Raw genomic sequence first — 22,284 nt, forward strand, 5'->3', positions numbered from 1 at the left:
TCTGTAATTTTATTAGATAAAATCACCATCCGGAGCCTATTTTGAGACGAAATTTAGTAATAATTACATCATTTAGCCTAGGGATGAGCTTTTTGGGTCTTATCGGTTGTGATAATGGTCGAAACATCCAGTCTATTTGTAAAAATAATCCTGAAATTTGTGCCGATTTGCACAAGGATAGTTGGTGTTTAGCTGAAAAAACTAAAATTATCCAAAATCGTTACGCACTAAAAGACAGCGAAGTAACCACAGGGAAACAACTCTACATACAATTAACTAACCTTGAGGACTATAGTCGTTGTATCGAACTGGCATCAGGTGTACAGCATATCATCCACACGGAACGCACTGCAGACCGAGCCAGAGCCTTCAGGTTAAGCAATCAAAATCTAAGTTTATTACAAGAACAAACCCGTGAACGCCAAGATCCTTTTATGTCTTACTATCAATGGACACGTTTTGGTGATACTGACGCGTTAGCTCGTTTTTTAGCACTGGAAAATACCGGTGAGATAACTGATCCGTTTTTGCTTGCACAAGTGGCAACCTACTACAGCAATCGTAATGCTATAAAAGCTCAGCAACTCTATCTTAAAGTGTTTGCAGAAATCCCATTTGATGATTTTGATGTCAACTGGTTACTTGGACTCGCTTCGACTTATCGGCAAACACAGCAATTGGATAAAGCCTATATGTTAACGAAAGCAAATTTACTACTTACGCAGCAGAAGTATTCAGAGCAAAAGATGATAGCCTTACTCGGTGGTGATAAGTTACTCGCAGCAGAGTTAGATCTGAAGGCACAAACGCTTATCGATTCTCTAAAAAATGACAGTTATCCATTAAGTTTGGTCAAAACATGGCTTGAGTCTCAACCCGTAGCGACCAAAACAAACTCATCCCCCTTACCCGTACACTCTGACGAAAAATAGATACAAACTAAGATGGCAGACGCTTGCCATCTTGTAATTTTTTACTCAGTTAATGCGTAAAAAATAGCAATTACGCGATCAATGTATAATAAATCTTAATTTGTTACGTAATATCGCCGTAAAAAACCGATTTAACTTGACGATAGCTGTCAGTTTGGTAATTTTACTACTAATTGAATTTTATAATCACCAGAGGGATATGAGATGACTATCCGTGTAGCAATAAATGGCTATGGCCGTATCGGTAGAAACGTTTTACGCGCCTTGTACGAAAGCGAAAAAGCTTATCCAATCAAGATTGTCGCTATTAATGATTTAGGCGATGCTTCAATCAACGCTCACTTGACTAAATACGATTCTGTTCATGGTCGTTTTAATGCCAAGGTTGACCATGATGATGAAGCTATTTATGTGAACGGCGATAAGATCCTCACCTTCCAAGAACGTGATCCAGCAAAACTGCCTTGGGCTGAATTGCAAGTTGACGTAGTTTTTGAATGTACGGGTATTTTCACATCTAAAGAAACCGTGCAGCCACATTTAACGGCTGGAGCGAAGAAAGTAATTATTTCTGCTCCAGGTAAAAACGTCGATGCGACTGTTGTTTACGGTGTGAACAACAACGTACTGACCTCAGATATGACTGTTATTTCAAATGCTTCTTGTACTACTAACTGTTTAGCGCCTTTTGCTAAGCCGCTAAATGACGAGATTGGTATTGAATCAGGTTTGATGACGACTATTCACGCCTATACTAACGATCAACGTTTATCTGACGTGTATCACACAGATTTACGTCGTGCCCGTGCAGCAGCAGTGTCGATGATCCCAACTAAAACAGGTGCCGCAGCGGCAGTTGGTTTAGTTGTACCTGAGTTACAAGGTAAATTTGACGGTTTAGCGGTTCGTGTTCCTACCATTAACGTATCACTGGTAGATTTATCTTTCATCGCGGCCCGTGACACTACGGTTGAAGAAGTGAATGCTATTATCGAACGCGCAGCCAGCATTGCGCCATTGAGCGAAGTGTTAGCGGTGAACAAAGAGCCATTAGTGTCTATCGACTTTAACCACAATGCGTTCTCTTCAAATTTTGACGCCACTCAAACCCGTGTGAACGGACGTTTAGTTAAAGTGATGTCTTGGTATGATAACGAGTGGGGATTCAGTAACCGCATGTTAGATAACGCAGTTGCACTGATGAACGCCAAGTAATTAAACGCAAAATTATCTCGCTTTTTAGATAACGCGTTACTCAATCAAGCCTCGCATTCGCGGGGCTTTTTATTGCTTTAGATTCAATAAAAATCCCCACACTATGGCAGGGATTATTTATCAAACTGAAGTAGCCTGAATAACATATTTAACGATGCTTAGGCATTACCTTTGACTTTCATATTCAGTGTTTTAGCAAAATCCAGCATGCGCGTCAGCGGGATCAATGCTTTGATTCTTAAGTCTTCATTCACATAAATCTCATGGGGTGTTTTATCGCTGCCACTAAGTGATGCCTCAATCGCCTGTAGACCATTCATAGCCATCCAAGGACAGTGAGCGCAGCTCTTACAGGTTGCACCGTTTCCGCCGGTTGGCGCTTCGATTAATATTTTACCTGGCGCAGCTTGCTGCATTTTATAAAAAATACCGCGATCGGTTGCCACGATAAAATGCTTATTCGGCATGGTTTGAGCTGCTTTAATAAGCTGACTGGTCGAACCGACAGCATCAGCCATGGCCACGACACTGGCGGGCGACTCAGGGTGCACAAGGATAGCCGCATCGGGGTACACACTTTTCATGTCACGCAGCGCGTTAGATTTAAACTCATCGTGAACGATACAATCGCCCTGCCACATCAACATTTGCGCGCCCGTTTGTTTGGCAATGTAACTGCCTAAATGACGGTCGGGTCCCCAAATGATTTTTTTGCCTTCGCTGTCTAAGTGCTCAACGATTTCAAGGGCAATACTTGATGTGACCACCCAATCGGCGCGCGCTTTAACCGCGGCCGAAGTATTGGCGTAAACCACCACGGTATGATCTGGGTGCGCGTCGCAAAAAGCGCTGAACTTATCAATAGGACACCCTAAGTCCAACGAGCACGTGGCCTCTAAGGTCGGCATTAAAATAGTTTTTTCTGGGCTTAAAATCTTGGCGGTTTCGCCCATAAACTTAACCCCTGCAACGATTAACGTTTTTGCGGGGTGATCGCGGCCGAAACGCGCCATTTCTAAGGAGTCTGAAACACAGCCGCCGGTCTCTTCGGCAAGAGCTTGGATTTCAGGATCGGTGTAATAGTGGGCAACCAGCACAGCATCTTTTTCAATAAGTAATTGTTTGATACGCGCCTTATAGTCGGCCTTTTCAATATCAGACAAAAGAACAGGCTTAGGCGGAAACGGGTAATCAATAGTTTCTATGCTGGGAATAAACTGACTCATAACACATCCATTAGGATAACTACGTTCGCGAATTATACGTAATCGGGATCAAAAGATTAACCCATTTATGCAAAGCAAATTAAAAAGGACGCTTTAAAGCGTCCTTTTGTGTCAAATCTGCGTGCCAGTCACTTAACGCATCGCTAATAACATCTCTTGAGGCTGCTCAAGATACTGTTTCCACAGATTACAGAAGCGAGCGATAGTGCCACCATCGATAACGCGATGATCGCCAGACCAACTCACTTGCATAATCTGGCGGGCTTCGACTTCCCCTTTCGCGTTAAAGCGAGGCAAGGTTTGCAACTTACCTAAGGCGACAATCGCTACCTCAGGTTTATTGATGATAGGCGTCGCAACGGTACCACCTAAGGCGCCAATGTTAGAGATAGAAATCGTGCCGTCTTTTAGATCAGCCGGCGCCACACGGCCACTGCGGGCTGCTTGGGTCAGACGGGTAATTTCTGCCGCCACTTCTAAAATACTCTTATCCTGCACATCTTTAATGTTAGGCACTAAAAGACCGACTTTAGAATCCACCGCCATGCCGATGTTGTGACGAGACTTATAAGTCAATTCAGTGCAATCAGCATTGACTTGGCTATTCATCACAGGGAACTGGCTTAAGGCTAATGACATCGACTTCATGAAGAATGGCATCATGGTCAGCTTTACTTCATCGGACGAATACTTGACCTTCATGCTTTCACGCAGTGCGACTAAGTCTGTTAAATCAAACTCTTCGCAATAGGTAAAGTGTGGAATACTCGACACCGATTCCACCATCATGCGTGCCATCACCGCTTTTACGCCGCGAATAGGCTCAACCGTATCAACGCGTTGAGTTACTACAGACGCTGCAGCTGCAACTTGGGTTTGAGATGCTTGAGATGGCGCCTCTTTTACCTGAGCCACATTTGGAGCTGCAACAGCATTGCTCGAGCCCTGTTGCTGGAAGCGAGTGATGTCTTCCTTATAGACACGGCCGTGTTTTCCTGTACCAGATACTCGGCTTAAATCGATATCTAGGGAACGCGCCATCCGGCGAACTGCAGGGCTAGCTAAGGCTTTCCCCTGACGCGCGGGTTCTGCACTTGCAACCTGTGCTGTTGATGCTGCGTTAGCCACAGTATCGGTCGCTGCTGAGGCGTAGGCCTCAACTTCAATGGCATACAGAGGCGCATGCACTTTAGCGAGCTGACCTTTGCGATAATGCAGTTTGGCAATTTTACCCGCTTTTATGGCAGGAATTTGCACTAGCGCTTTATCGGTCATCACGTCGGCAATCAGTTGATCTTCCTCAACCATATCACCTTCGCTCACCAACCAGTCGACTAACTCACATTCAACAATACCTTCGCCAATATCCGGCAGTAAGAACTCTTCAATGCTCACGGATGCATTCCCAGCGGGCTCAGCAACCTTTGTCGCGACTTGCGCCACTGTAGATTGAGTAGCCGCAACTGACTCTTCATCTGCGATTTCAACGGCGCCTTCAATTTGTACGGCATAGAGCGGCGCATGCACTTTTGCAATCTCACCTTTCGCGTAATAGAGCTTAGTGACCACACCCGCAAAAGGTGCAGGGATTTGTACTAGCGCTTTGTCGGTCATGACATCGGCAATCGGTTGGTCTTCAACGACGGTGTCGCCTTCTTTAACCAACCATTCAACCAACTCACACTCAACCACACCTTCGCCAATATCCGGCAAAATAAAATCTTTAATCATACCGGACTCCTAAAAGGTCACTGATGCTTTGATGGCTTCAAAGGTTTTGAGCGCATCTGGCATGTATTCTTTTTCATGAATGAGTGGGTACGGGGTATCTAAACCACAAACGCGGCTAATAGGCGACTCAAGATATAAGAAGCATTCTTGCTGAATAGTCGCGGCAATTTCACCAGCAAAACCACCGGTTAGTGGCGCTTCATGATTGACCAACAAACGTCCGGTCTTTTTGACTGAATCGGCAACGGTATCGATATCCCAGGGTGACAAGGTACGTAAATCGATAATTTCGCAGAAGATACCCTCTTTAGCGGCCATATCAGCCGCTTTTTCCAGGATTTCCATTTGTGCGCCCCACGCTACTAAGGTGATATCTTTACCTTCGCGAACCACTTCTGCTTTACCCAGTTCGATTTCATAATCGCCAGCGGGTACTTCGCCAACTGATGCACGATATAAACGCTTAGGCTCAAAAAATATTATCGGGTTTTTATCACGAATTGACGCCAACAGCAGCCCTTTAGCTTGCTCTGGGTTACGTGGCACCACCACTTTTAATCCAGGTGTTTGGGTAAAATAGGCTTCAGGTGATTGCGAATGATAATGGCCGCCAGCGATGCCGCCGCCATAGGGCGTACGAAAAACTAAACCACCAACATCGAATTCATTGCCGCTGCGATAGCGAAACTTCGCCGTCTCGTTGACGATTTGATCAAACGCCGGAAAGATATAATCGGCAAATTGGATTTCAGCCACAGCCGTCATGCCATTTGAGGCTAAACCATTAGCAAAACCAGCAATACCTTGCTCTGTCAGCGGGGTATTAAAGCAGCGGTCGCGACCAAATTTTTCTTGTAGACCAGAAGTTGCGCGAAATACACCGCCGAAATGGCCCACATCTTCACCAAAAATCACCATGCGCTCATCGGCTTGCATAGCAATAGACAAGGCCTCATTCACGGCCTGTAACATATTCATTTCAGCCACGGCTTATAGTCTCCCTGCACTTTTTGGATAGGCTTGCGGATATTTTTTGATATGTTCTTTAAGATCGCTAAGTTGCTTTTTCAGCACCGGCGTTGGCTTGTCGTACACATCTTCAATAATTTCATCCAGCATAGGCACAGGAATTTTTTCAGCCACTTTTACCGCTGCTAATACTTCTTCGCGATATTTTTCATGTAGCTTCACATCATCCGCTTCGGCAAACCAACCTTTGTTGATAAGCCATAATTTGAAACGTTTCACCGGATCGTGTTGCTGCCACTTAGCTTCTTCATCTTTGGAGCGATAACCTGATGGGTCGTCTGAAGATGAATGGGCACCGAGGCGATAAGTCATCGCTTCAATCAATACGGGAGCATTATGCTCGATTGCATAAGCGCGCGCTTGTTGAGTCGCGGCCAGCACAGCCAGCATGTCATTACCGTCAACACGAATAGTATGCATGCCATAACCCACACCACGACTGGCAATACCATTACCAGCAAACTGCTCTTCAGTTGGCGTTGAAATGGCGTAGCCATTGTTACGGCAAAAGAAAATCACCGGGCATTTCAACACCGCGGCCATGTTTAGACCAGCATGAAAATCCCCTTCTGATGCGGCGCCTTCGCCAAAATAGCAAATAGCTACATTGCGTTTGCCCTGCATCTTTAAGCTATAGCCAACACCTGTTGCTTGTGGAATCTGCGTTGCTAATGGCGATGAGATCGTTTGATAGTGCAATGCTGCACTGCCGTAGTGAATGGGCATTTGGCGGCCTTTACCGAGATCTTTCTCGTTGCTGAACATCTGATTCATAAACTGTTCAGTGGTAAAGCCACGATAACGCAGCGCCGCATGTTCACGGTATTGCGCGAGGATCACGTCTTCTTGTTCAAGTGCGGCAACACTGCCGACAATCGCCGCTTCTTCACCCGTGCAGGTCATATAAAAGCTGATGCGTCCTTGACGCTGGGCACCTAACATACGTTCATCGAGAACCCGAGTGAACACACAGGTATCATAAATTTTGGTTGCTAAGGTTTCATCTATAATAGGCAAAACCGCGGTTTCATAAGTGGTGCCATCGGCTTGTAGAATTCGAAGGATAGGAATGTGAAGCGATGCCTTATCCAAGAAGCCGACTCGGTGCACTGTATCAGTGTTGAGTGTTGCTTTGCTCATATTGTGCTCTTGTTATCTCGTGACGCTCCAACGTGTTTGGTGCGCCTAATTTATACTAATATGCCGGACGGACATTACGTTAACGTAAACTACCTATCAACCATTGGCACAGTTCAAACTGTAAGTTATCACTACCTTGCATGTATATAATGCTTTACAAGCCTAACGTACGTGCGCATTAACCGCTGGAATTAAACAAATCACAGTGCGATTACCAATAGGCACCTTGGCATTAGGGAACACAATAGACTCAAACTCTTGTTCGACTTTAATGTCTTGCCCCCCTTCGCGTGCCAGTACAAAACCTTTAGGGAAAGATCTGAAATTTTCGACATCGGTTGCGAAGGTAAATTCAAAATCATCGGCATGTTTATTGATAACGCGGCATACTTGATACAGATTGACTTTATCTGCATCAAAATCAGTAAGTTCTAATGGCTTAGCCGTAATTAAACGCATAAACATTTCATGGGTGGCGATAAAGCGTGTCATGTCGTTTTGCCCCATGGGATACACTTTACCTAATTCAATAGTAAAGGCATCAGCGCCATAACGCTCAGAGGAAAAATAACTGAATGTGGTAGTCGGTTCGTGGTGAAAGAGTACAGTATCAACACCGCTTGCAGCTAAAAACATAATTTGCTCGCCACTAAAGGCACGCCCTGGACGATAGGGGTAAATAGCAAACTTTTCGTGTTTAGAGGCACGCATTGCGGTGTGTAAATCGTAATGAATACGTTGGCGTCCATCCGTTACCGAAGTATAAAATTTATCGACATAGGCTTCGAGTTTCTTTGCACGAATACGTTCGGGATTGATTAAACCAGGAGGATTTGAATGCTCGCCACTGAAAAGGCGATTCATATTTTCATCAATAATACGGGTACCATTATTGATGGCTAATGGGTTGCCAATAAGGAATAAAGTGCGCTGTTTGGCAATAATTTTTTGCTGTAGAAGCTGTGTAATTAAGCCATTACATAGCTCAATAGGTGCTGTTTCGTTACCATGAACTCCGCAGGATAGGACAATATCTTTACCTTCATTGTGGACTGGCTCAAAAACGATAACGCCGGTGTCCCACACTTCAACTTGAGTATGATCGCCTAACTTAAACGAAAACGTGCCATCAAATGTGTGTGGATTGGCTAAGGTTAACGCTAAAAAATCCTTCGAATCTAACAGAGCTTGTAACACAGAATTCTCCTTATAATGGTGTGCTAAAGATAAATGCCCAACGGGAATGATTAAGCCCGTTTAATTTTTGTCATGATATGGTTTGATTGAGGCAGGCATCCTTAAAAGCGCATCAATACTAACACAAGTATGAAAACCGTATCCTAGACATTCACGGCAAAAAAATGCTTGGTTATAAAAGGCAATAACGGCCAATACATTAGCTGAAGTCCAACCACTTGGGACTGGCATAAACTAAAAATATTAAATTTAATCGCCCTACTTGCTTTTGATGAGTAGATTAATCACAATCTCAGCCATCTAGACATCTAATTGGTATTATCTATGGCATTAGCAACTTTTGGAGCCGGCTGTTTTTGGGGCGTTGAATATTTTTTTAGACAAGTTGAAGGCGTACTAAACGCCACAAGTGGTTATATGGGCGGTAAAAATACGGCAACGACTTATGAAGAAGTCAAAAAAGGCAACACTGGCCACGCCGAAGTGGTGCAAGTGGAATTTGACCCCACGATAGTCAGCTATGACGATTTACTCGAAGTTTTTTGGAAAAATCACAATCCTACCAGCCTTAATATGCAAGGTGGAGATATCGGCAATCAGTATCGCAGCACTATTTTCTTTCATGATCGCGAACAAAAAGCGGCCGCTGAAGCATCAAAACTGACCTTCGCCCGCTCGGGACGTTGGGGGTTACGCCACATTGTGACTGAAATTGTTCCCTTGCAGCAATTTCATGTCGCGGAGGAATACCATCAAAATTATATTGATAACAATAACCTACCTAGTTGCCATATCGCCTACTAAGATACTTTCCTATTCAAAAAAACGCACTCTATTATGAGTGCGTTTTTTGGATATTTTTATCGTTAGCCGTTACTGGCTTTTATCGACTAAGCATACTATTCATCTTAAGCATTTAGCGCTTTATCAATTAACGCTTGCGCATCTTTGATGATATCGGCTAAATGTTGCTCGCTGATAAAACTCTCACCGTAGATCTTAAATAACGCTTCAGTGCCCGATGGGCGCGCCGCAAACCAACCATTCGCAGTGGTCACTTTAATGCCGCCAATGGCCGCATTATTGCCCGGAGCATGAGTTAATACGTTTTCAATTGCCTCCCCTGCAAGCACAGTGGCTTTTAAGGTGTCAGCATTCAATAACGCAAACTTGGCCTTGTTTTCAAGACTGATTGGGCTATCAATACGCTTATAAAAGCTTTGACCAAATTGCTTTACCAACTCTTGGTGACGCTGGCCAGGGGTTTTACCTGTAACAGCAAGTATTTCAGCGGCCAGTAAACCCAGAATAAAACCATCTTTATCGGTGCACCATGTAGTGCCATCACGGCGCAGAAATGCCGCGCCAGCGCTCTCTTCACCACCAAAAGCAATCGTGGCTTTGGCTAAACCATCAACAAACCATTTGAAGCCCACAGGCACTTCGAGTAATTTTTTGCCGTGGAAAGCACAGATTTTATCGATAAGCGCACTCGATACTAAGGTTTTACCTATGGCTAAGGTATCACTCCAATCTGGTCTGTGGGTGAGTAAATAATCTATGGCGACCGCTAAATAATGATTGGGATCCATCAAACCAGTGCCTGGGCACACAATGCCGTGGCGGTCATAATCTGGATCGTTACCCAGACATAAATCAAAGGATTCTTTATGGGCAAGTAAACCAGCCATCGCATAAGGAGACGAGCAATCCATGCGGATTTTGCCGTCTTTATCCAATGGCATAAAGCTAAAACTTGGATCCACTTTATCATTAACTAAGGTGATATCGAGCCCGTAGCGCGCTGCAATCGGTGCCCAATAATGGATACCTGAGCCGCCAAGCGGGTCAACACCAATACGAATTTTAGCTTTAGCAATCGCTTGCATATCGATAACGTTTTCTAAGTCGGCTACATACGGGCTAATTAAATCAATGGCTTTTATATAACCTGAAGTGAGTGCATCGGCATAGGTGAGTTTATGCACACCAGCTAACTGCTGATTAAGATACTCATTCGCGCGCGATTCAATCCAAGCAGTAATATTGCCTTCCGCCGGACCGCCATGGGGCGGGTTGTACTTAATACCACCATCCTGTGGCGGATTGTGTGATGGCGTAATGATCAGTCCATCAGACATCCCCGCGCCTGTGATATTGGCTGCACGATTAGCACCAATCACGCCGTGGGAAACCACTGGCGTTGGCGTAAACCCATCATGTTGCTGAATATGTACAGTCACTTTGTTTGCAGCTAGCACTTCAATAGCCGATAAATAAGCGGCGTAGGATAACGCATGAGTATCAATCCCAAGGATTAACGGTCCATCAATATTCTCTGATTGGCGATAATCCACCACCGCTTGGGTAATGGCCCAAATGTGCTGCTGGTTAAAACTGCCGTTAAAGGCGCAGCCTCTGTGCCCAGATGTGCCAAAGGTGACACGTTGTTGCACGTCAGCCATATTTGGCATGATGGCGTAATAATGACTCATCAGTTTCGGAATATTAACCAGATCCGTCTGATTAGCGATTTGTCCTGCCCGTTGATGTATTGCCACCTGTGGCTCTCCTGCACTCAATTACAGTGAAAATTAATTTAATATCAAACACTAAACGTAAATGACTTATAAACGCTCAGCAATACCTTCGGCGATGGTCGCATCACAACCAAACTGCACTAACACTTCGGATAAAATGGTGCGTTTTTTGGCAGTATTATTATTACTCGTGACCCAAAAACCGCTGCTACCGATTTCTTTAGGGTTAGCCGAGGCGCTCGCTTCAAGCAACTGCTCTTTAGAGCGGGCAAAATATAAACGATCGCGGCCTTGTATCTGCAAAATTTTCGAAAACTGCGCTGGGGCTAATTGATACAAACTGTCGAGTAAAAATAGAAACCGCCCTACTGCGCCTTTTTGTTGGGATAACTGATGCTCATTAACTAATGCGCTGAAATCATTAACCACTGGCGTTACGACTTTTACTACAACAGGCTGAACAGGTTCAGCCTCTAAACTGGGTTGGCTTATCGCCAAAGGCTGAGGTGCTTCAATCGCAGCAAAGGGCAAGCCGAGCAATCGACGCAAGATGTCTGAGGCGCTCTCGCCAATTCGTTCTGTTTTGCTGGCAATGTGACGATAGAGATCTTCATCTACTTCGATATATTTCATGACCTTCATTATCCTTTGTTATTCGACAGGCTTAACCGAAAAAAATGTACCACAGCGATCGGGACAGATCATTGCGATCTGCACCAGTGTATCTATCTCTATCAATCTGATAAAGCGCCATTATTCTAAAAATGCGCTAAACAGCACAGGAAACTAGCAGATAATGGGCAATTGCTGAAAAAGCAGACAAGTTAGCCATCGTAAAGGCATTGCTAAGCAGAGCTGACTTGTCAAGCTAAGTGCATTAAGGGCACAATTCGCGCCATAATCCGCAAAAATCCCACAGGAATCACCATGAATTTTGTTTCCACAGGCCAAGGAAGCGCAGTCCTTTTAATCCACGGCTTGTTTGGCAATCTAGATAACCTCAAAAGTCTAGGGCAAACATTAGAAACGCATCATCAAGTGATCCGCGTAGATGTGCCTAATCACGGTTTAAGCGAACATTGGCAGCAAATGGATTACCCTAGCCTCGCCCATGCCATGGCAGGCTTACTCGATGAACTTGACATAGAACGCGCCCATATTGTGGGTCACTCTATGGGCGGGAAAATAGCTATGGCAACAGCGTTGACCTTTCCTGAGCGTATTATCACTATGGTGGCGGCAGATATCGCGCCCGTAGCCTATGAACCAAGGCACAATATCGTATTTGCGGCACTAGAAAGCCTGCCCTTAGAAAGCCACACTGACAGACGTTTTGCCCTAAACCACTTAATCACTCAGGGTGTTGACGAAGCCACGGCGCAATTTTTACTGAAGAATTTACAGCGCACCGACACGGGCTTTCGCTGGAAACTAAACTTAAATGGTTTAAAAGATTGTTATCCTCATATTATTGGCTGGTACAATCAGAGCCCCAATCCCTCACAAGTTTATGCAGGTCCGAGCTTATTTATTCGCGGCGGTGATTCTAACTATGTGACGAGTGAACATAGAGCGGCGATTATGAGTCAGTTCCCTGCTGCGCAGGCGAAAACGCTTGAAGGATGTGGCCATTGGTTACATGCACAAAAACCCGCCATATTTAATCGGATTGTGTCTGAATTTATAGACAAACATACAGAGTAAATACACATAATAGTTGACTTAAAGCCTATGGCAGCCGTCATCTTGATGTGATATATTCGCGCCTCTTTTGGCCTTCGAACACTCTCAAGGACTAAGAAACTATGTTAACTCAGTACATGGAACAAATTGAAACCATTGGTCTTAACCTGTTTTTTGCCTCGATATTTTTCTTTATCGGCATGGCCATCAACGATGTGCTCAAGCAAGGTAATGTACCTAAATTTGGTCGATTTATTGTTTGGTTAGTGTTATTTCTCGGCTGCGCCGGGTTTATTGTAAAAGGTATTATCCAGATCACTTGGGAAGGCTCAGGGATCGGTTAACAATAACAACATGGCAAAAGAAGCAACAGACAGAACCACCATTGACCTTTTTGCCAATGACAAACGTCGGGGCCGCCCAAGAAGCAATCCTTTGTCCCGCAGTCAACAGCTTAAGGTCAACAAACGCAATCAAATCCAGCGCGATAAAGCTAACGGATTAAAGCGAATAGAGTTAAAGGTGTCACAAGATTTATATGACGCCTTGAATGAACAGGCATTGGCCAGTAACATCAGCCGTAGCCAGTTAATCGAATTCATTCTTCAGCAGCAAATTGAGTGCTGAATGAGTACCAGCAAGATTAACCTAATAAGTGAACTAGACATTAAAGGATAGACAATGGCAACTGTAGGTCTTTTTTTCGGTAGCGACACAGGTAACACCGAAGCTGTAGCCAAGATGATCCAGAAAAAACTGGGTAAAAAAATGGTTGAGGTGAAAGATATCGCCAAAAGTACCAAAGAACAGATCGCAGAGTATGATTTGCTGCTGTTCGGCATCCCGACCTGGTATTACGGCGAAGCTCAATGTGATTGGGACGATTTCTTCCCTGAATTAGAGCAGATTGATTTTACTGACAAACTTGTCGCTATTTTTGGTTGTGGTGATCAAGAAGACTACGCTGAGTATTTCCTTGATGCCATGGGCATGGTGGGCGATATCGTTCAGGCGCGTGGCGGTATCATCATCGGTCATTGGCCAACGGCAAGCTACAACTTCGAAGCCTCTAAAGGTCAAGTTGATGACGAGCACTTTATTGGTTTAGGTATCGATGAAGATCGTCAGCCAGAACTAACCGAAGAGCGAGTTGATGCTTGGGTTAAGCAAATCTATGAAGAAATGTGTCTAGCTGAATTAGAAGATTAATTTTCTAATGATTTGAATAAAGCGGCCTTTACGCCGCTTTTTTTATGCATTTATTTTTGTGCATAAAAAATTATTTCACCACTGAATAACAACATACCCAACTTATGATCAATATGCCCCACGCTAACCATTGGGATATTTTTTGCACCGTCGTCGATAACTACGGCGATATCGGCGTGACTTGGCGTTTAGCCAAACAAATGGCTAATGAGTACCACATTCCGGTTAATTTGTGGGTCGACGACCTCGCAAGCTTCTCGCACATATTACCGACACTCGATCCACTAAAAACCGCTCAAAGCTTCAATGGTGTGAATATTATTCATTGGATTAAGCCTTTACCTATAGAGTTTTTCGCAGGAGAAGTACTCATCGAAGCCTTTGCCTGTGAATTACCCGAACAGGTAAAAGAACTGCTAGTTCATTTACATCAGAACGATCCCAAGTCTGTACCTATCTGGCTGAATTTAGAGTATTTAAGCGCAGAGGATTGGGTCGAAGGCTGCCATGGTTTACCTTCATTACAAGCCAATGGTCTAAAAAAGTATTTTTACTTTCCTGGCTTTGGCGCAAAAACCGGTGGGCTCATCTGCGAGCAAGATTTGTTTGCCGAGCGCGATACTTGGCAAGCCGACACGGCCAATAAGTTACAGCTTTTTAGTCAGCTAGGTCTTAAGGGGATTGAGGCTCAAGATACTGTAATTAGCATCTTTAGCTATGAGACTGAGGCTCTGCCGGCGCTATGCGAGTTGTGGCAGCAATCGGCCGAGAAAATCCATGCGTTGATCCCCAAAGGGCGTAGCTTAAATAGTCTGACACATTTATTGCCCTGTGATATTGCCGCGCTAGTGCCGGGTCAACAGGTAACGCATGGCAATTTAACCCTACACATCTTACCCATGACAAACCAACAGAGCTTTGATCGCCTACTTTGGAGCTGTGATATTAATATTGTGCGCGGCGAAGATTCATTTATGCGAGCACAATGGGCTGCAAAACCTTTCATTTGGCACATTTATCCGCAAGAAGATGATTATCACCTGGTAAAATTAGAAGCTTTTCTCAAAATTTACTGCGATAATCTCGCCCCTGAAATTGCCGAAAATTGGTCTAAATTGAATCTCGCATTTAACCAAGCACAGCAATCAGCTGTAAACCTTCACTGGCAAAACCTTAATCTTGTTAGTTTGCCCTTGTTGCAACATGTTAAACAATGGCCAATTAATGCAATAAATGCCGCAGATCTTGCAACTCGACTAGTTCAGTTCGTTAAAAACAGCTAAGATACTGCGCGATAACAGAAAAATCTACATATAGGAAATACTGTAATGAAAACTGCTCATGAAATCCGTCCTGGTAACGTGATCATGTTAGATGGCAGCCCATGGGTTGTGCAGAAAACTGAAACAACTCGTTCTGGCCGTAACGCTGCTATCGTTAAGTTAAAGTTAAAAAACTTATTACTTAACTCTGGTACTGAAACGACGTTTAAAGGTGAAGATAAGTTAGAAGACATCGTTTTAGATCGTCTAGATTGTACTTATTCTTACTTTGCAGATCCTATGTATGTATTTATGGATGCAGAGTACAACCAGTACGACGTAGAAGCTGAAAACTTAGGTGATGCAGCGAATTACATCGTTGATGGTATGGAAGAAACTTGCCAAGTAACTTTCTACGATGGCAAAGCTATTTCTGTTGAAATGCCAACTACAGTCGTGCGTGAAGTAATCTATGCAGAGCCTTCAGCTCGTGGTGATACTTCAGGTAAAGTGATGAAGCCTGCGACTATCACTGGCGGCGGCAAGGTTAACGTTGCTGATTTCGTGAAAGTAGGCGACAAGATTGAAATTGATACTCGTACTGGCGAATTCAAGAAGCGCGTGTAATCGCCTTTCTCGTTTCCAGCAAAAAGCCAGTGCTTGCACTGGCTTTTTTGTGGCTGTTTTTTTGTAGTCGATGGTCAAGTAATCGTCATCATATGTGGTAAACACATCATCTAAGGCCATACTCTGCACAGTTAAGATATAGTAAGTTGCACTTACATAATGCATTTCTCTTAAACGAGTTAAGGATCCACAATGAAACTCACCGTCTATGGCGTTCCACTTTCCCCCTATGTGCGCAAACTTCGTTTATGCTTGGCAGAGAAAGCACTTGATTATCAACTGGTCATGGTATTGCCCTTTGATCAACCCGCTTGGTTTAAAGATCTCAATCCTTTGGGTCGTATTCCTGCAATGACAGATGGCGACCTTACTTTGGCTGATTCCAGCGTGATCTGCCAATATCTTGAGGACAAGTATAACAACCTTAAGCCGTTGCTCGGACAAACCGCAGAGCAGCATGCCAAGGTGCGCTGGTTAGAAAAATATGCCGATTATGAGTTGGCGCCACTGACCACTTTTATGCTATTTCAACAACGCATCATTAATCCAAGCATGGGTCAGCATTGTAATGAAGATATTGTACAATCGGTTTTAAGCCAAAAACTCCCAGTGCACTTTGATTATTTGGAGCAAAGTTTAGGCAGTGCTGAATTTTTTGTCGGTGGCAGCTTAAGTCTTGCCGATCTGGCATTTGCTTCTCAAATGGTCAATATGGAGCACGCTGGAGAACAACTCGATGCAAAGCGTTGGCCAAATCTGTTTAGTCTTTATAGCCGAATTAAAGCGCGGCCTTCACTGCAGAACCTCTTAGCGGGCGAGCAAGAAATATTGACTTCAATGAAACCTGTCAAATAAGACTGTGATCAATGCTGTGTCTGTTTATTTTATTATTAAAACTGTCGTAGACAGCGCACTCTAGAGACGGCATTAATCATCGTTTAATGCTAAAGATAATGGCTGGGCTGATTATCTATCTATTGATGGACAACAAACCACAACGCTGTATGGCTCGCCCAACGTTGCAGTCATTACCCATTAAACCGTGTGCAGGTTACTTAGGATTTTTAGCTTAACTTGCGTTAGAATAGCCTTACTTTTCAGGCCATTTTTATTTTAAATGAGCAAATTTATTATCCAAGTGAACGGGCCCGCTTATGGCACGTCATCGAGCATCAATGCTTTGTGTTTTACTCAGGCAGCCCTTGCGGCTGGGCATCAGGTTATCTGTGTATTTTTTTATCAAGATGGTGTCTATAATTCTACCGATTTAAACTTACCCGCCGCCGCCGAAAACAATGTCATTAGTGACTGGAAACAACTTGCACAAGCTCACCAAGTTCCCTTAGTTAACTGTGTTTCCGCAGCGCTGCGCCGCGGAATTATTAGTGAGCAAGATGCCCACGAGAATGGCTTAAGCCACTGGAATGTAGGTAAGTCATTTATTATGGGTGGTTTAGGCGAACTTATCACAGGCATTGAATCAGCCGATCGTTTGATCAGCTTTTAACTCTCAGGGTCGCTATGAAAAAATTGTGTATCTTATTTCGCTGCTCACCACACGGTACGGTTCGTGGCCGCGAGGGCTTAGATCTTGCTCTTTTGAGTGCTAGTTTTGAGCAAGAAGTCAGTTTAGTCTTTGTTGATGAAGGCGTACTACATTTGATTAAAAATCAACAGCCTGAGCTTATTGGCGCAAAAGATTATATTTCGACCTTTAAAGCTTTGCCACTGTACGATATCGAGTCGGTAATGGTGTGCAAACAATCTTTAACCGATTACGGCTTAAGCCATAGCTTATTGTCCATTCCTGTCACTATTGTCAACGATGAAACCATAGCGGCTCACTTAAACGCAGTGGATGAGGTCTTAGTATTCTGATGATATTGCACCATATTCAAACATCGCCCAACCGCGATAACGCCTTAAAACTGTGTTTACGTTACGCCTGTAAGGAAGATGCCATATTATTATCGAGCGATGGCGTTAACGCCCTTTTACTCCGCCAATGGACAATGGCCTTATCACCTTTCAAGCTGATGGTATTAAAAGACGATGTGATTGCTCGTGGTTTATTGGAGCGGTTTAAAAATGTCAGTCTTATCGATTACAATGAGTTTGTGGTTCAAGCATTACGATACAATAAGGTGATAACGTGGTGAGTTCATTGCAATTTAATGGTATTCAAATCGACCGTGACCATCAAGGCTATTTAAAAAGTATTAACGATTGGCAACCGGATATGGCTTTACTGTTAGCGGCAGAAGAACAAATCATACTTACGCCCGCCCATTGGGAAGTGATCAATTTTGTTCGTGATTTTTATCTTGAATACAAAACCAGCCCTGCTATTCGCGTATTAGTTAAAGCCATTGGTCAAACCTTAGGGAGTGACAAAGGCAATTCAAAATACTTATATACCTTGTTCCCACTTGGACCGGCTAAACAAGCAACTAAAATTGCTGGCCTGCCAAAACCGGCGAAATGCATTTAACCAGAACGAGTAATAGTGCAGTAATAACAAACCAATTAGTTGCTTAATTGCCGAGTATTGCATGCACTTTGGAGTTGAATTCTGCTTTATACCCGAATAAGTTATAGCGACATAAGTGTTAACAAAAAGGCATGTTCCTAAGGGAGCATGCCTTTTTTATTTGAGCAAAAAAATAAACTTAACTGATATTTTCTAACACAACCCAGAAGGCTTCGCCTATGGTCGCCAACATCACAGCAAAAAACGCAGCAATGACTGCAGTATAGGAAAGCCAACGGAAATAGCGCTGGCTTTTATCCATGGTGTTATTTTGTGATCCGTTAGCCTATTTGAGTTAACCCGCCCATATAAGGACGTAATACTTCAGGGACGGTAATACTGCCATCGGCATTTTGATAGTTTTCTAAAATAGCCACCAAAGTACGTCCCACTGCTAAACCAGAACCATTTAAGGTATGCAGCAATGCTGGTTTATTGTCAGCTTTCACACGGTAACGTGCCTGCATACGACGCGCTTGGAAATCCTTCATATTTGAACAAGAAGAAATTTCGCGGTAAGTATCTTGTGCCGGTAACCACACTTCGATGTCGTAGGTTTTACTAGAGCCAAAACCCATATCGCCAGTGCATAAAACCACTGTACGATACGGTAAGCCTAAGCGTTGTAATACCGTTTCAGCATGGCCTGTCAGCGCTTCGAGCGCCGCCATAGAATCTTCAGGTTTAACGATTTGCACCATTTCAACTTTATCAAACTGATGCTGACGGATTAAACCACGGGTATCTTTACCGTACGAACCCGCTTCACTACGAAAACAAGCTGTTTGCGCAGTTAACTTAATTGGTAGTTCATCTTCATCAACAATCGTATCGCGTACGAGGTTGGTTAGCGGAACTTCAGCCGTTGGGATAAGGCTCAAGCCTTGGCCTTCTTCGGTAGCAGGTTTAGTGTGGAACAAGTCTTCACCAAACTTAGGCAATTGACCCGTACCAAGCAAGCTTGCCTCATTAACCAGTAATGGCACATAGGCTTCGGTATAACCGTGCTCAGTGGTGTGCAAGTCCAACATAAATTGACCAATAGCACGGTTTAAGCGCGCCACTTGGCCTTTCATCACGATAAAACGGGAACCGGCAATTTTCACAGCATTTTTAAAATCTAAACCATTTAGGCCTTCGCCTAAATCGATATGATCTTTAATGGGGAAATCAAACGTGCGCGGCGTACCCCAGCGGCGAACTTCAACGTTCTGTGTTTCATCGGCGCCAATGGGCGCGGATTCATCTGGCAGATTTGGCATTGACATGGCAATGGCATTCACTTCTTCAAGCACTGCGGCCAATTCAATCTTTTTGGCATCCAGCTGTGAACCTAAATCGCCCACTTGCGCCATGATCGCCTCAGTATCTTCACCACGGGCTTTAGCTTGGCCAATAGATTTAGAGATGGCGTTACGCGACGCTTGTAATTCTTCGGTAGCCACTTGCAGTGACTTACGTTTTTCTTCTAGTTGAGTGAGATGAGCGATATCTAAAATAAAGCCACGGGTGGCCAGTCGCTCAGCGGTAACGTCTAATTCGTTGCGTAAAAATTTAGGATCTAGCATGTGATATATTCTTAATAGTTAAATGCGAGAAAAAACCAGTTGTTGACCTAAGTACACCATGAATAAACATAGACTTAGATTCAACACCACATTCAAAGTCGCCTTCAGCCAATCCCCTTCTTGCAACAGCAATAAGGTTTCATTAGAGAAAGTCGAAAACGTTGTCAAGGCGCCCAATAGGCCAATACCAATAAGTGCCTTGAGTTCTGGGCTGATATGACTCATTTGCCCCAGCGCGTAAATTACGCCCATTAAAAATGAACCGAGGACATTAACCAACAGTGTACCAAAAGGAAAACTGCCGCCAAATACTTGGATCATGAATATTGAAATAAGATAGCGAAAAACAGCCCCAATTGAACCACCTAGCGCCACAAGTAAGAGATTATTCATATCTTTTAGTCTCGCTGGTTTGATCTAATTGAGTTAATTGCGCTAATTTGTCTTTGATTCGCTTCTCGAACCCTCGCTCAGTCGGAAAATAAAACTGGGCTGTTTGCAGGGGTTCAGGAAAATAGTTTTCACCACTGGCATAGGCATTAGGCTCATCATGGGCGTAGCGATAGCCCTCTCCCATGCCGATATCTTTCATTAATTGAGTCGGTGCATTACGTAAATGGTGTGGCACTTCAACTTGTCCTGTTCCGCGGGCTAACTCACGCGCCGCCTTAAATGCGCTATAAACAGCGTTACTTTTAGGTGCACAGGCAAGATACACAATGGCTTGTGCGATTGCGCGCTCACCTTCGGCGGGGCCAACACGGTGAAAACAATCCCAAGCATTAAGCGCTATGGTCATAGCCGCAGGATCGGCATTACCCACATCTTCAGAGGCAATCGCCAGCAAGCGTCTTGCGACATACAGCGGATCGCCGCCACCTTCTAATATTCGACAAAACCAATACAATGCCGCATCGGGTGCTGACCCTCGAACAGATTTATGCACCGCCGAGATTAAATCGTAAAACTGATCGCCATTTTTATCGAACCCAGCAACCTGGTGCCCCGCCACTTGAATTAACATTTCGGTAGTGAAGGTGCCGCAATCGGCGAGCATATCGCTCATCAGCTCAATAAGATTTAAGGCTTTACGAGCATCACCATCACAAAGCTGTGCCAACGTGGTGAGCACATCGGTTGGCATCACAAATTGGCGCTGACCTAAGCCGCGCTCAGTATCATTTAAGGCTTGAGTGACAATATGGGCAATCTCATCATGGCTTAAGCGTTTAATAAGATAGACTCGTGCCCGCGAGAGAAGCGCATTATTGATTTCAAATGAAGGATTTTCTGTCGTTGCACCAATAAAAATAACGGTGCCATCTTCAATAAACGGCAAAAAGGCATCTTGCTGACTCTTATTGAATCGGTGTACTTCATCGACAAATAATAAGGTGCGCTGGCCACGGGACTGCGCCACAGCTTTTGCTTGCTCAATAGCCGCGCGAATATCTTTTACGCCAGAGGTGACCGCAGAGATACGTTCAACGTGCGCATTTGAATAATGTGCAATTAATTCGGCCAGGGTGGTTTTGCCGGTGCCAGGTGGCCCCCACAACATCATTGAATGGGCGCGCCCTGCTTCTAATGCATTACGCAGCGGCTGACCCTCACCTAATAAATGGGCTTGACCTATATATTCGGCTATCGTTCTTGGCCGCATGCGCGCAGCCAAGGGGCGAAAGTCTGGGGCAAAATTAAAGGATAAACTGCTCACACGGTAGCCTAATGCGCTGTTTTACGACGTTGGTCATCAACATCGATATTAGCAGGCAGTATAAAAGTGAATAGCGCTTTATCTTTATCGGTAATCGCTTGCTGATTGCTTAAATCAAACTGGCTTAAATTACCTTTATCATCAGCAACATTGAAATGAACTAATTGAGTGTTTTTAAAGCAAACATTAACGGACAAAATACCAGAATCAATCGCTTTGGGTTTGATTTCATAGCAATCTTGTTTTTTAGTCACAAAATACTGTGCCCAAGTCGCATCATCGCGATGCACTAACAATGCGATGGGCGAAGCATTAATCGCCTGTGCAAAATCCATAATGACCACTTCTTCGGCAAAGGGGTTATAAATCCATAAATCTTTGCCGTCGGCGACAATTTTAGACTCATCAGGCTGAGTTAAATGCCAATAAAATTGATTCGGATAGGCTAAGGCAAAGATGCCTGAACCGGTCTGAATCACTTTTTGATTTACGTCAGTGACAGTTTGCTTAAAATCCGCTTTTAATGAAGCTGTGCTAATAAGTTTGTCTCTAAGTTGCTGTGCATCATCGGCAAATGCCGCTGCGCTATATAACAAAGGCGAAGCTAACAATACAGCGTATAATCGTTTTTTCATTTTAATCCTTACCCTGTAAAACTATTCGGTGCACTAAAGCCAT

26 protein-coding genes are annotated in these 22,284 nt (G+C 44.1%); 14 read left to right on the forward strand and 12 right to left on the reverse strand.

Features of this window, described 5'->3' with window-relative positions:
- The first annotated feature begins 41 nt into the window (after nucleotides 1–41).
- Entirely contained in the window at nucleotides 42–932 is an 891-nt protein-coding gene (locus tag BW947_RS16320) for a DUF2989 domain-containing protein (RefSeq protein ID WP_076501507.1), read from the forward strand.
- Nucleotides 933–1,136: 204 nt separating this feature from the next.
- Complete coding sequence (gap, locus tag BW947_RS16325; RefSeq protein WP_076501509.1) at nucleotides 1,137–2,147, forward strand: type I glyceraldehyde-3-phosphate dehydrogenase; 1,011 nt, start codon at nucleotides 1,137–1,139, stop codon at nucleotides 2,145–2,147.
- 158 nt (nucleotides 2,148–2,305) lie between these two features.
- Here gap and nadA read toward each other — a convergent pair whose 3' ends face one another.
- The 5 genes from nadA to astE all read right to left on the reverse strand — a co-directional run bounded on the left by nadA (nucleotide 2,306) and on the right by astE (nucleotide 8,470).
- Nucleotides 2,306–3,373: a quinolinate synthase NadA gene (gene nadA, locus BW947_RS16330; protein WP_076501511.1), complete on the reverse strand. Its 1,068-nt coding sequence runs from the start codon at nucleotides 3,371–3,373 to the stop codon at nucleotides 2,306–2,308.
- Nucleotides 3,374–3,505: 132 nt separating this feature from the next.
- Entirely contained in the window at nucleotides 3,506–5,104 is a 1,599-nt protein-coding gene (locus BW947_RS16335) for a dihydrolipoyllysine-residue acetyltransferase (protein ID WP_076501513.1), read from the reverse strand.
- A 9-nt stretch (nucleotides 5,105–5,113) separates the two neighbouring features.
- Entirely contained in the window at nucleotides 5,114–6,091 is a 978-nt protein-coding gene (locus BW947_RS16340) for an alpha-ketoacid dehydrogenase subunit beta (RefSeq protein ID WP_076501515.1), read from the reverse strand.
- Between the two features lie 3 nt (nucleotides 6,092–6,094).
- A complete protein-coding gene (locus tag BW947_RS16345) occupies nucleotides 6,095–7,273 on the reverse strand; it encodes a thiamine pyrophosphate-dependent dehydrogenase E1 component subunit alpha (protein ID WP_076501517.1) in 1,179 nt (392 codons plus the stop codon).
- 162 nt (nucleotides 7,274–7,435) lie between these two features.
- Nucleotides 7,436–8,470, reverse strand: coding sequence for a succinylglutamate desuccinylase (gene astE, locus BW947_RS16350; protein ID WP_076501519.1), 1,035 nt, complete (start codon nucleotides 8,468–8,470; stop codon nucleotides 7,436–7,438).
- A 324-nt stretch (nucleotides 8,471–8,794) separates the two neighbouring features.
- On the opposite strand from astE, the gene msrA reads away from it, so the two are divergent.
- Nucleotides 8,795–9,274 (forward strand): peptide-methionine (S)-S-oxide reductase MsrA, encoded by a 480-nt coding sequence (msrA, locus tag BW947_RS16355; RefSeq protein WP_076501521.1) that lies wholly within the window; start codon nucleotides 8,795–8,797, stop codon nucleotides 9,272–9,274.
- 104 nt (nucleotides 9,275–9,378) lie between these two features.
- Here msrA and pgm read toward each other — a convergent pair whose 3' ends face one another.
- Both pgm and seqA read right to left on the reverse strand, forming a co-directional pair.
- Nucleotides 9,379–11,031: a phosphoglucomutase (alpha-D-glucose-1,6-bisphosphate-dependent) gene (gene pgm / locus BW947_RS16360; RefSeq protein WP_076501524.1), complete on the reverse strand. Its 1,653-nt coding sequence runs from the start codon at nucleotides 11,029–11,031 to the stop codon at nucleotides 9,379–9,381.
- Between the two features lie 66 nt (nucleotides 11,032–11,097).
- A complete protein-coding gene (seqA, locus tag BW947_RS16365; protein ID WP_076501527.1) occupies nucleotides 11,098–11,643 on the reverse strand; it encodes a replication initiation negative regulator SeqA in 546 nt (181 codons plus the stop codon).
- Nucleotides 11,644–11,937: 294 nt separating this feature from the next.
- On the opposite strand from seqA, the gene BW947_RS16370 reads away from it, so the two are divergent.
- The 11 genes from BW947_RS16370 to BW947_RS16420 all read left to right on the forward strand — a co-directional run bounded on the left by BW947_RS16370 (nucleotide 11,938) and on the right by BW947_RS16420 (nucleotide 18,282).
- Nucleotides 11,938–12,714 carry an alpha/beta fold hydrolase gene (locus BW947_RS16370; protein ID WP_076501530.1) on the forward strand — a complete coding sequence of 259 codons (777 nt, stop codon included), beginning with the start codon at nucleotides 11,938–11,940 and terminating at the stop codon, nucleotides 12,712–12,714.
- 101 nt (nucleotides 12,715–12,815) lie between these two features.
- Nucleotides 12,816–13,037 (forward strand): DUF2788 domain-containing protein, encoded by a 222-nt coding sequence (locus tag BW947_RS16375; RefSeq protein ID WP_076501533.1) that lies wholly within the window; start codon nucleotides 12,816–12,818, stop codon nucleotides 13,035–13,037.
- Nucleotides 13,038–13,047: 10 nt separating this feature from the next.
- Nucleotides 13,048–13,320 carry a LexA regulated protein gene (gene ybfE / locus BW947_RS16380; protein WP_076501535.1) on the forward strand — a complete coding sequence of 91 codons (273 nt, stop codon included), beginning with the start codon at nucleotides 13,048–13,050 and terminating at the stop codon, nucleotides 13,318–13,320.
- A gap of 54 nt (nucleotides 13,321–13,374) precedes the next feature.
- Nucleotides 13,375–13,902 (forward strand): flavodoxin FldA, encoded by a 528-nt coding sequence (gene fldA / locus BW947_RS16385; RefSeq protein ID WP_076501538.1) that lies wholly within the window; start codon nucleotides 13,375–13,377, stop codon nucleotides 13,900–13,902.
- Between the two features lie 104 nt (nucleotides 13,903–14,006).
- Complete coding sequence (gene earP, locus BW947_RS16390) at nucleotides 14,007–15,185, forward strand: elongation factor P maturation arginine rhamnosyltransferase EarP (protein WP_076501541.1); 1,179 nt, start codon at nucleotides 14,007–14,009, stop codon at nucleotides 15,183–15,185.
- 45 nt (nucleotides 15,186–15,230) lie between these two features.
- Nucleotides 15,231–15,791 carry an elongation factor P gene (gene efp / locus BW947_RS16395; RefSeq protein WP_076501544.1) on the forward strand — a complete coding sequence of 187 codons (561 nt, stop codon included), beginning with the start codon at nucleotides 15,231–15,233 and terminating at the stop codon, nucleotides 15,789–15,791.
- A gap of 192 nt (nucleotides 15,792–15,983) precedes the next feature.
- Nucleotides 15,984–16,646 carry a glutathione S-transferase family protein gene (locus tag BW947_RS16400; RefSeq protein ID WP_076501547.1) on the forward strand — a complete coding sequence of 221 codons (663 nt, stop codon included), beginning with the start codon at nucleotides 15,984–15,986 and terminating at the stop codon, nucleotides 16,644–16,646.
- Nucleotides 16,647–16,908: 262 nt separating this feature from the next.
- Entirely contained in the window at nucleotides 16,909–17,298 is a 390-nt protein-coding gene (tusD, locus tag BW947_RS16405) for a sulfurtransferase complex subunit TusD (protein ID WP_076501550.1), read from the forward strand.
- Between the two features lie 14 nt (nucleotides 17,299–17,312).
- Nucleotides 17,313–17,669 carry a sulfurtransferase complex subunit TusC gene (tusC, locus tag BW947_RS16410; RefSeq protein WP_076501553.1) on the forward strand — a complete coding sequence of 119 codons (357 nt, stop codon included), beginning with the start codon at nucleotides 17,313–17,315 and terminating at the stop codon, nucleotides 17,667–17,669.
- Nucleotides 17,669–17,950: a sulfurtransferase complex subunit TusB gene (gene tusB / locus BW947_RS16415; RefSeq protein WP_076501555.1), complete on the forward strand. Its 282-nt coding sequence runs from the start codon at nucleotides 17,669–17,671 to the stop codon at nucleotides 17,948–17,950. The genes tusC and tusB overlap by 1 nt, the downstream gene beginning before the upstream one ends.
- On the forward strand, nucleotides 17,944–18,282 hold the full coding sequence (locus tag BW947_RS16420) for a TusE/DsrC/DsvC family sulfur relay protein (protein WP_076501558.1): 339 nt from the start codon (nucleotides 17,944–17,946) through the stop codon (nucleotides 18,280–18,282). The genes tusB and BW947_RS16420 overlap by 7 nt, the downstream gene beginning before the upstream one ends.
- Nucleotides 18,283–18,460: 178 nt before the next feature.
- Here BW947_RS16420 and BW947_RS19010 read toward each other — a convergent pair whose 3' ends face one another.
- From BW947_RS19010 to lolA, 5 genes are read right to left on the reverse strand one after another with little or no spacing between them, the layout of a single operon-like run.
- Nucleotides 18,461–18,583, reverse strand: a complete 123-nt coding sequence (locus BW947_RS19010) for a hypothetical protein (RefSeq protein WP_143562267.1) — start codon at nucleotides 18,581–18,583, stop codon at nucleotides 18,461–18,463.
- 19 nt (nucleotides 18,584–18,602) lie between these two features.
- Complete coding sequence (gene serS, locus BW947_RS16425; protein WP_076501561.1) at nucleotides 18,603–19,889, reverse strand: serine--tRNA ligase; 1,287 nt, start codon at nucleotides 19,887–19,889, stop codon at nucleotides 18,603–18,605.
- An 18-nt stretch (nucleotides 19,890–19,907) separates the two neighbouring features.
- The gene (gene crcB / locus BW947_RS16430) at nucleotides 19,908–20,282 is read right to left on the reverse strand and encodes a fluoride efflux transporter CrcB (RefSeq protein ID WP_076501563.1); all 375 of its coding nucleotides are present in this window, start codon (nucleotides 20,280–20,282) and stop codon (nucleotides 19,908–19,910) included.
- Nucleotides 20,275–21,606, reverse strand: a complete 1,332-nt coding sequence (locus BW947_RS16435; protein ID WP_076501565.1) for a replication-associated recombination protein A — start codon at nucleotides 21,604–21,606, stop codon at nucleotides 20,275–20,277. The genes crcB and BW947_RS16435 overlap by 8 nt, the downstream gene beginning before the upstream one ends.
- Nucleotides 21,607–21,614: 8 nt before the next feature.
- Nucleotides 21,615–22,241, reverse strand: coding sequence for an outer membrane lipoprotein periplasmic chaperone LolA (gene lolA / locus BW947_RS16440; protein WP_076501567.1), 627 nt, complete (start codon nucleotides 22,239–22,241; stop codon nucleotides 21,615–21,617).
- Nucleotides 22,242–22,284: the final 43 nt, after the last annotated feature.

Origin of the sequence: Shewanella morhuae, assembly GCF_900156405.1 — a bacterium.
Classification (GTDB): Bacteria; Pseudomonadota; Gammaproteobacteria; order Enterobacterales; family Shewanellaceae; genus Shewanella; species Shewanella morhuae.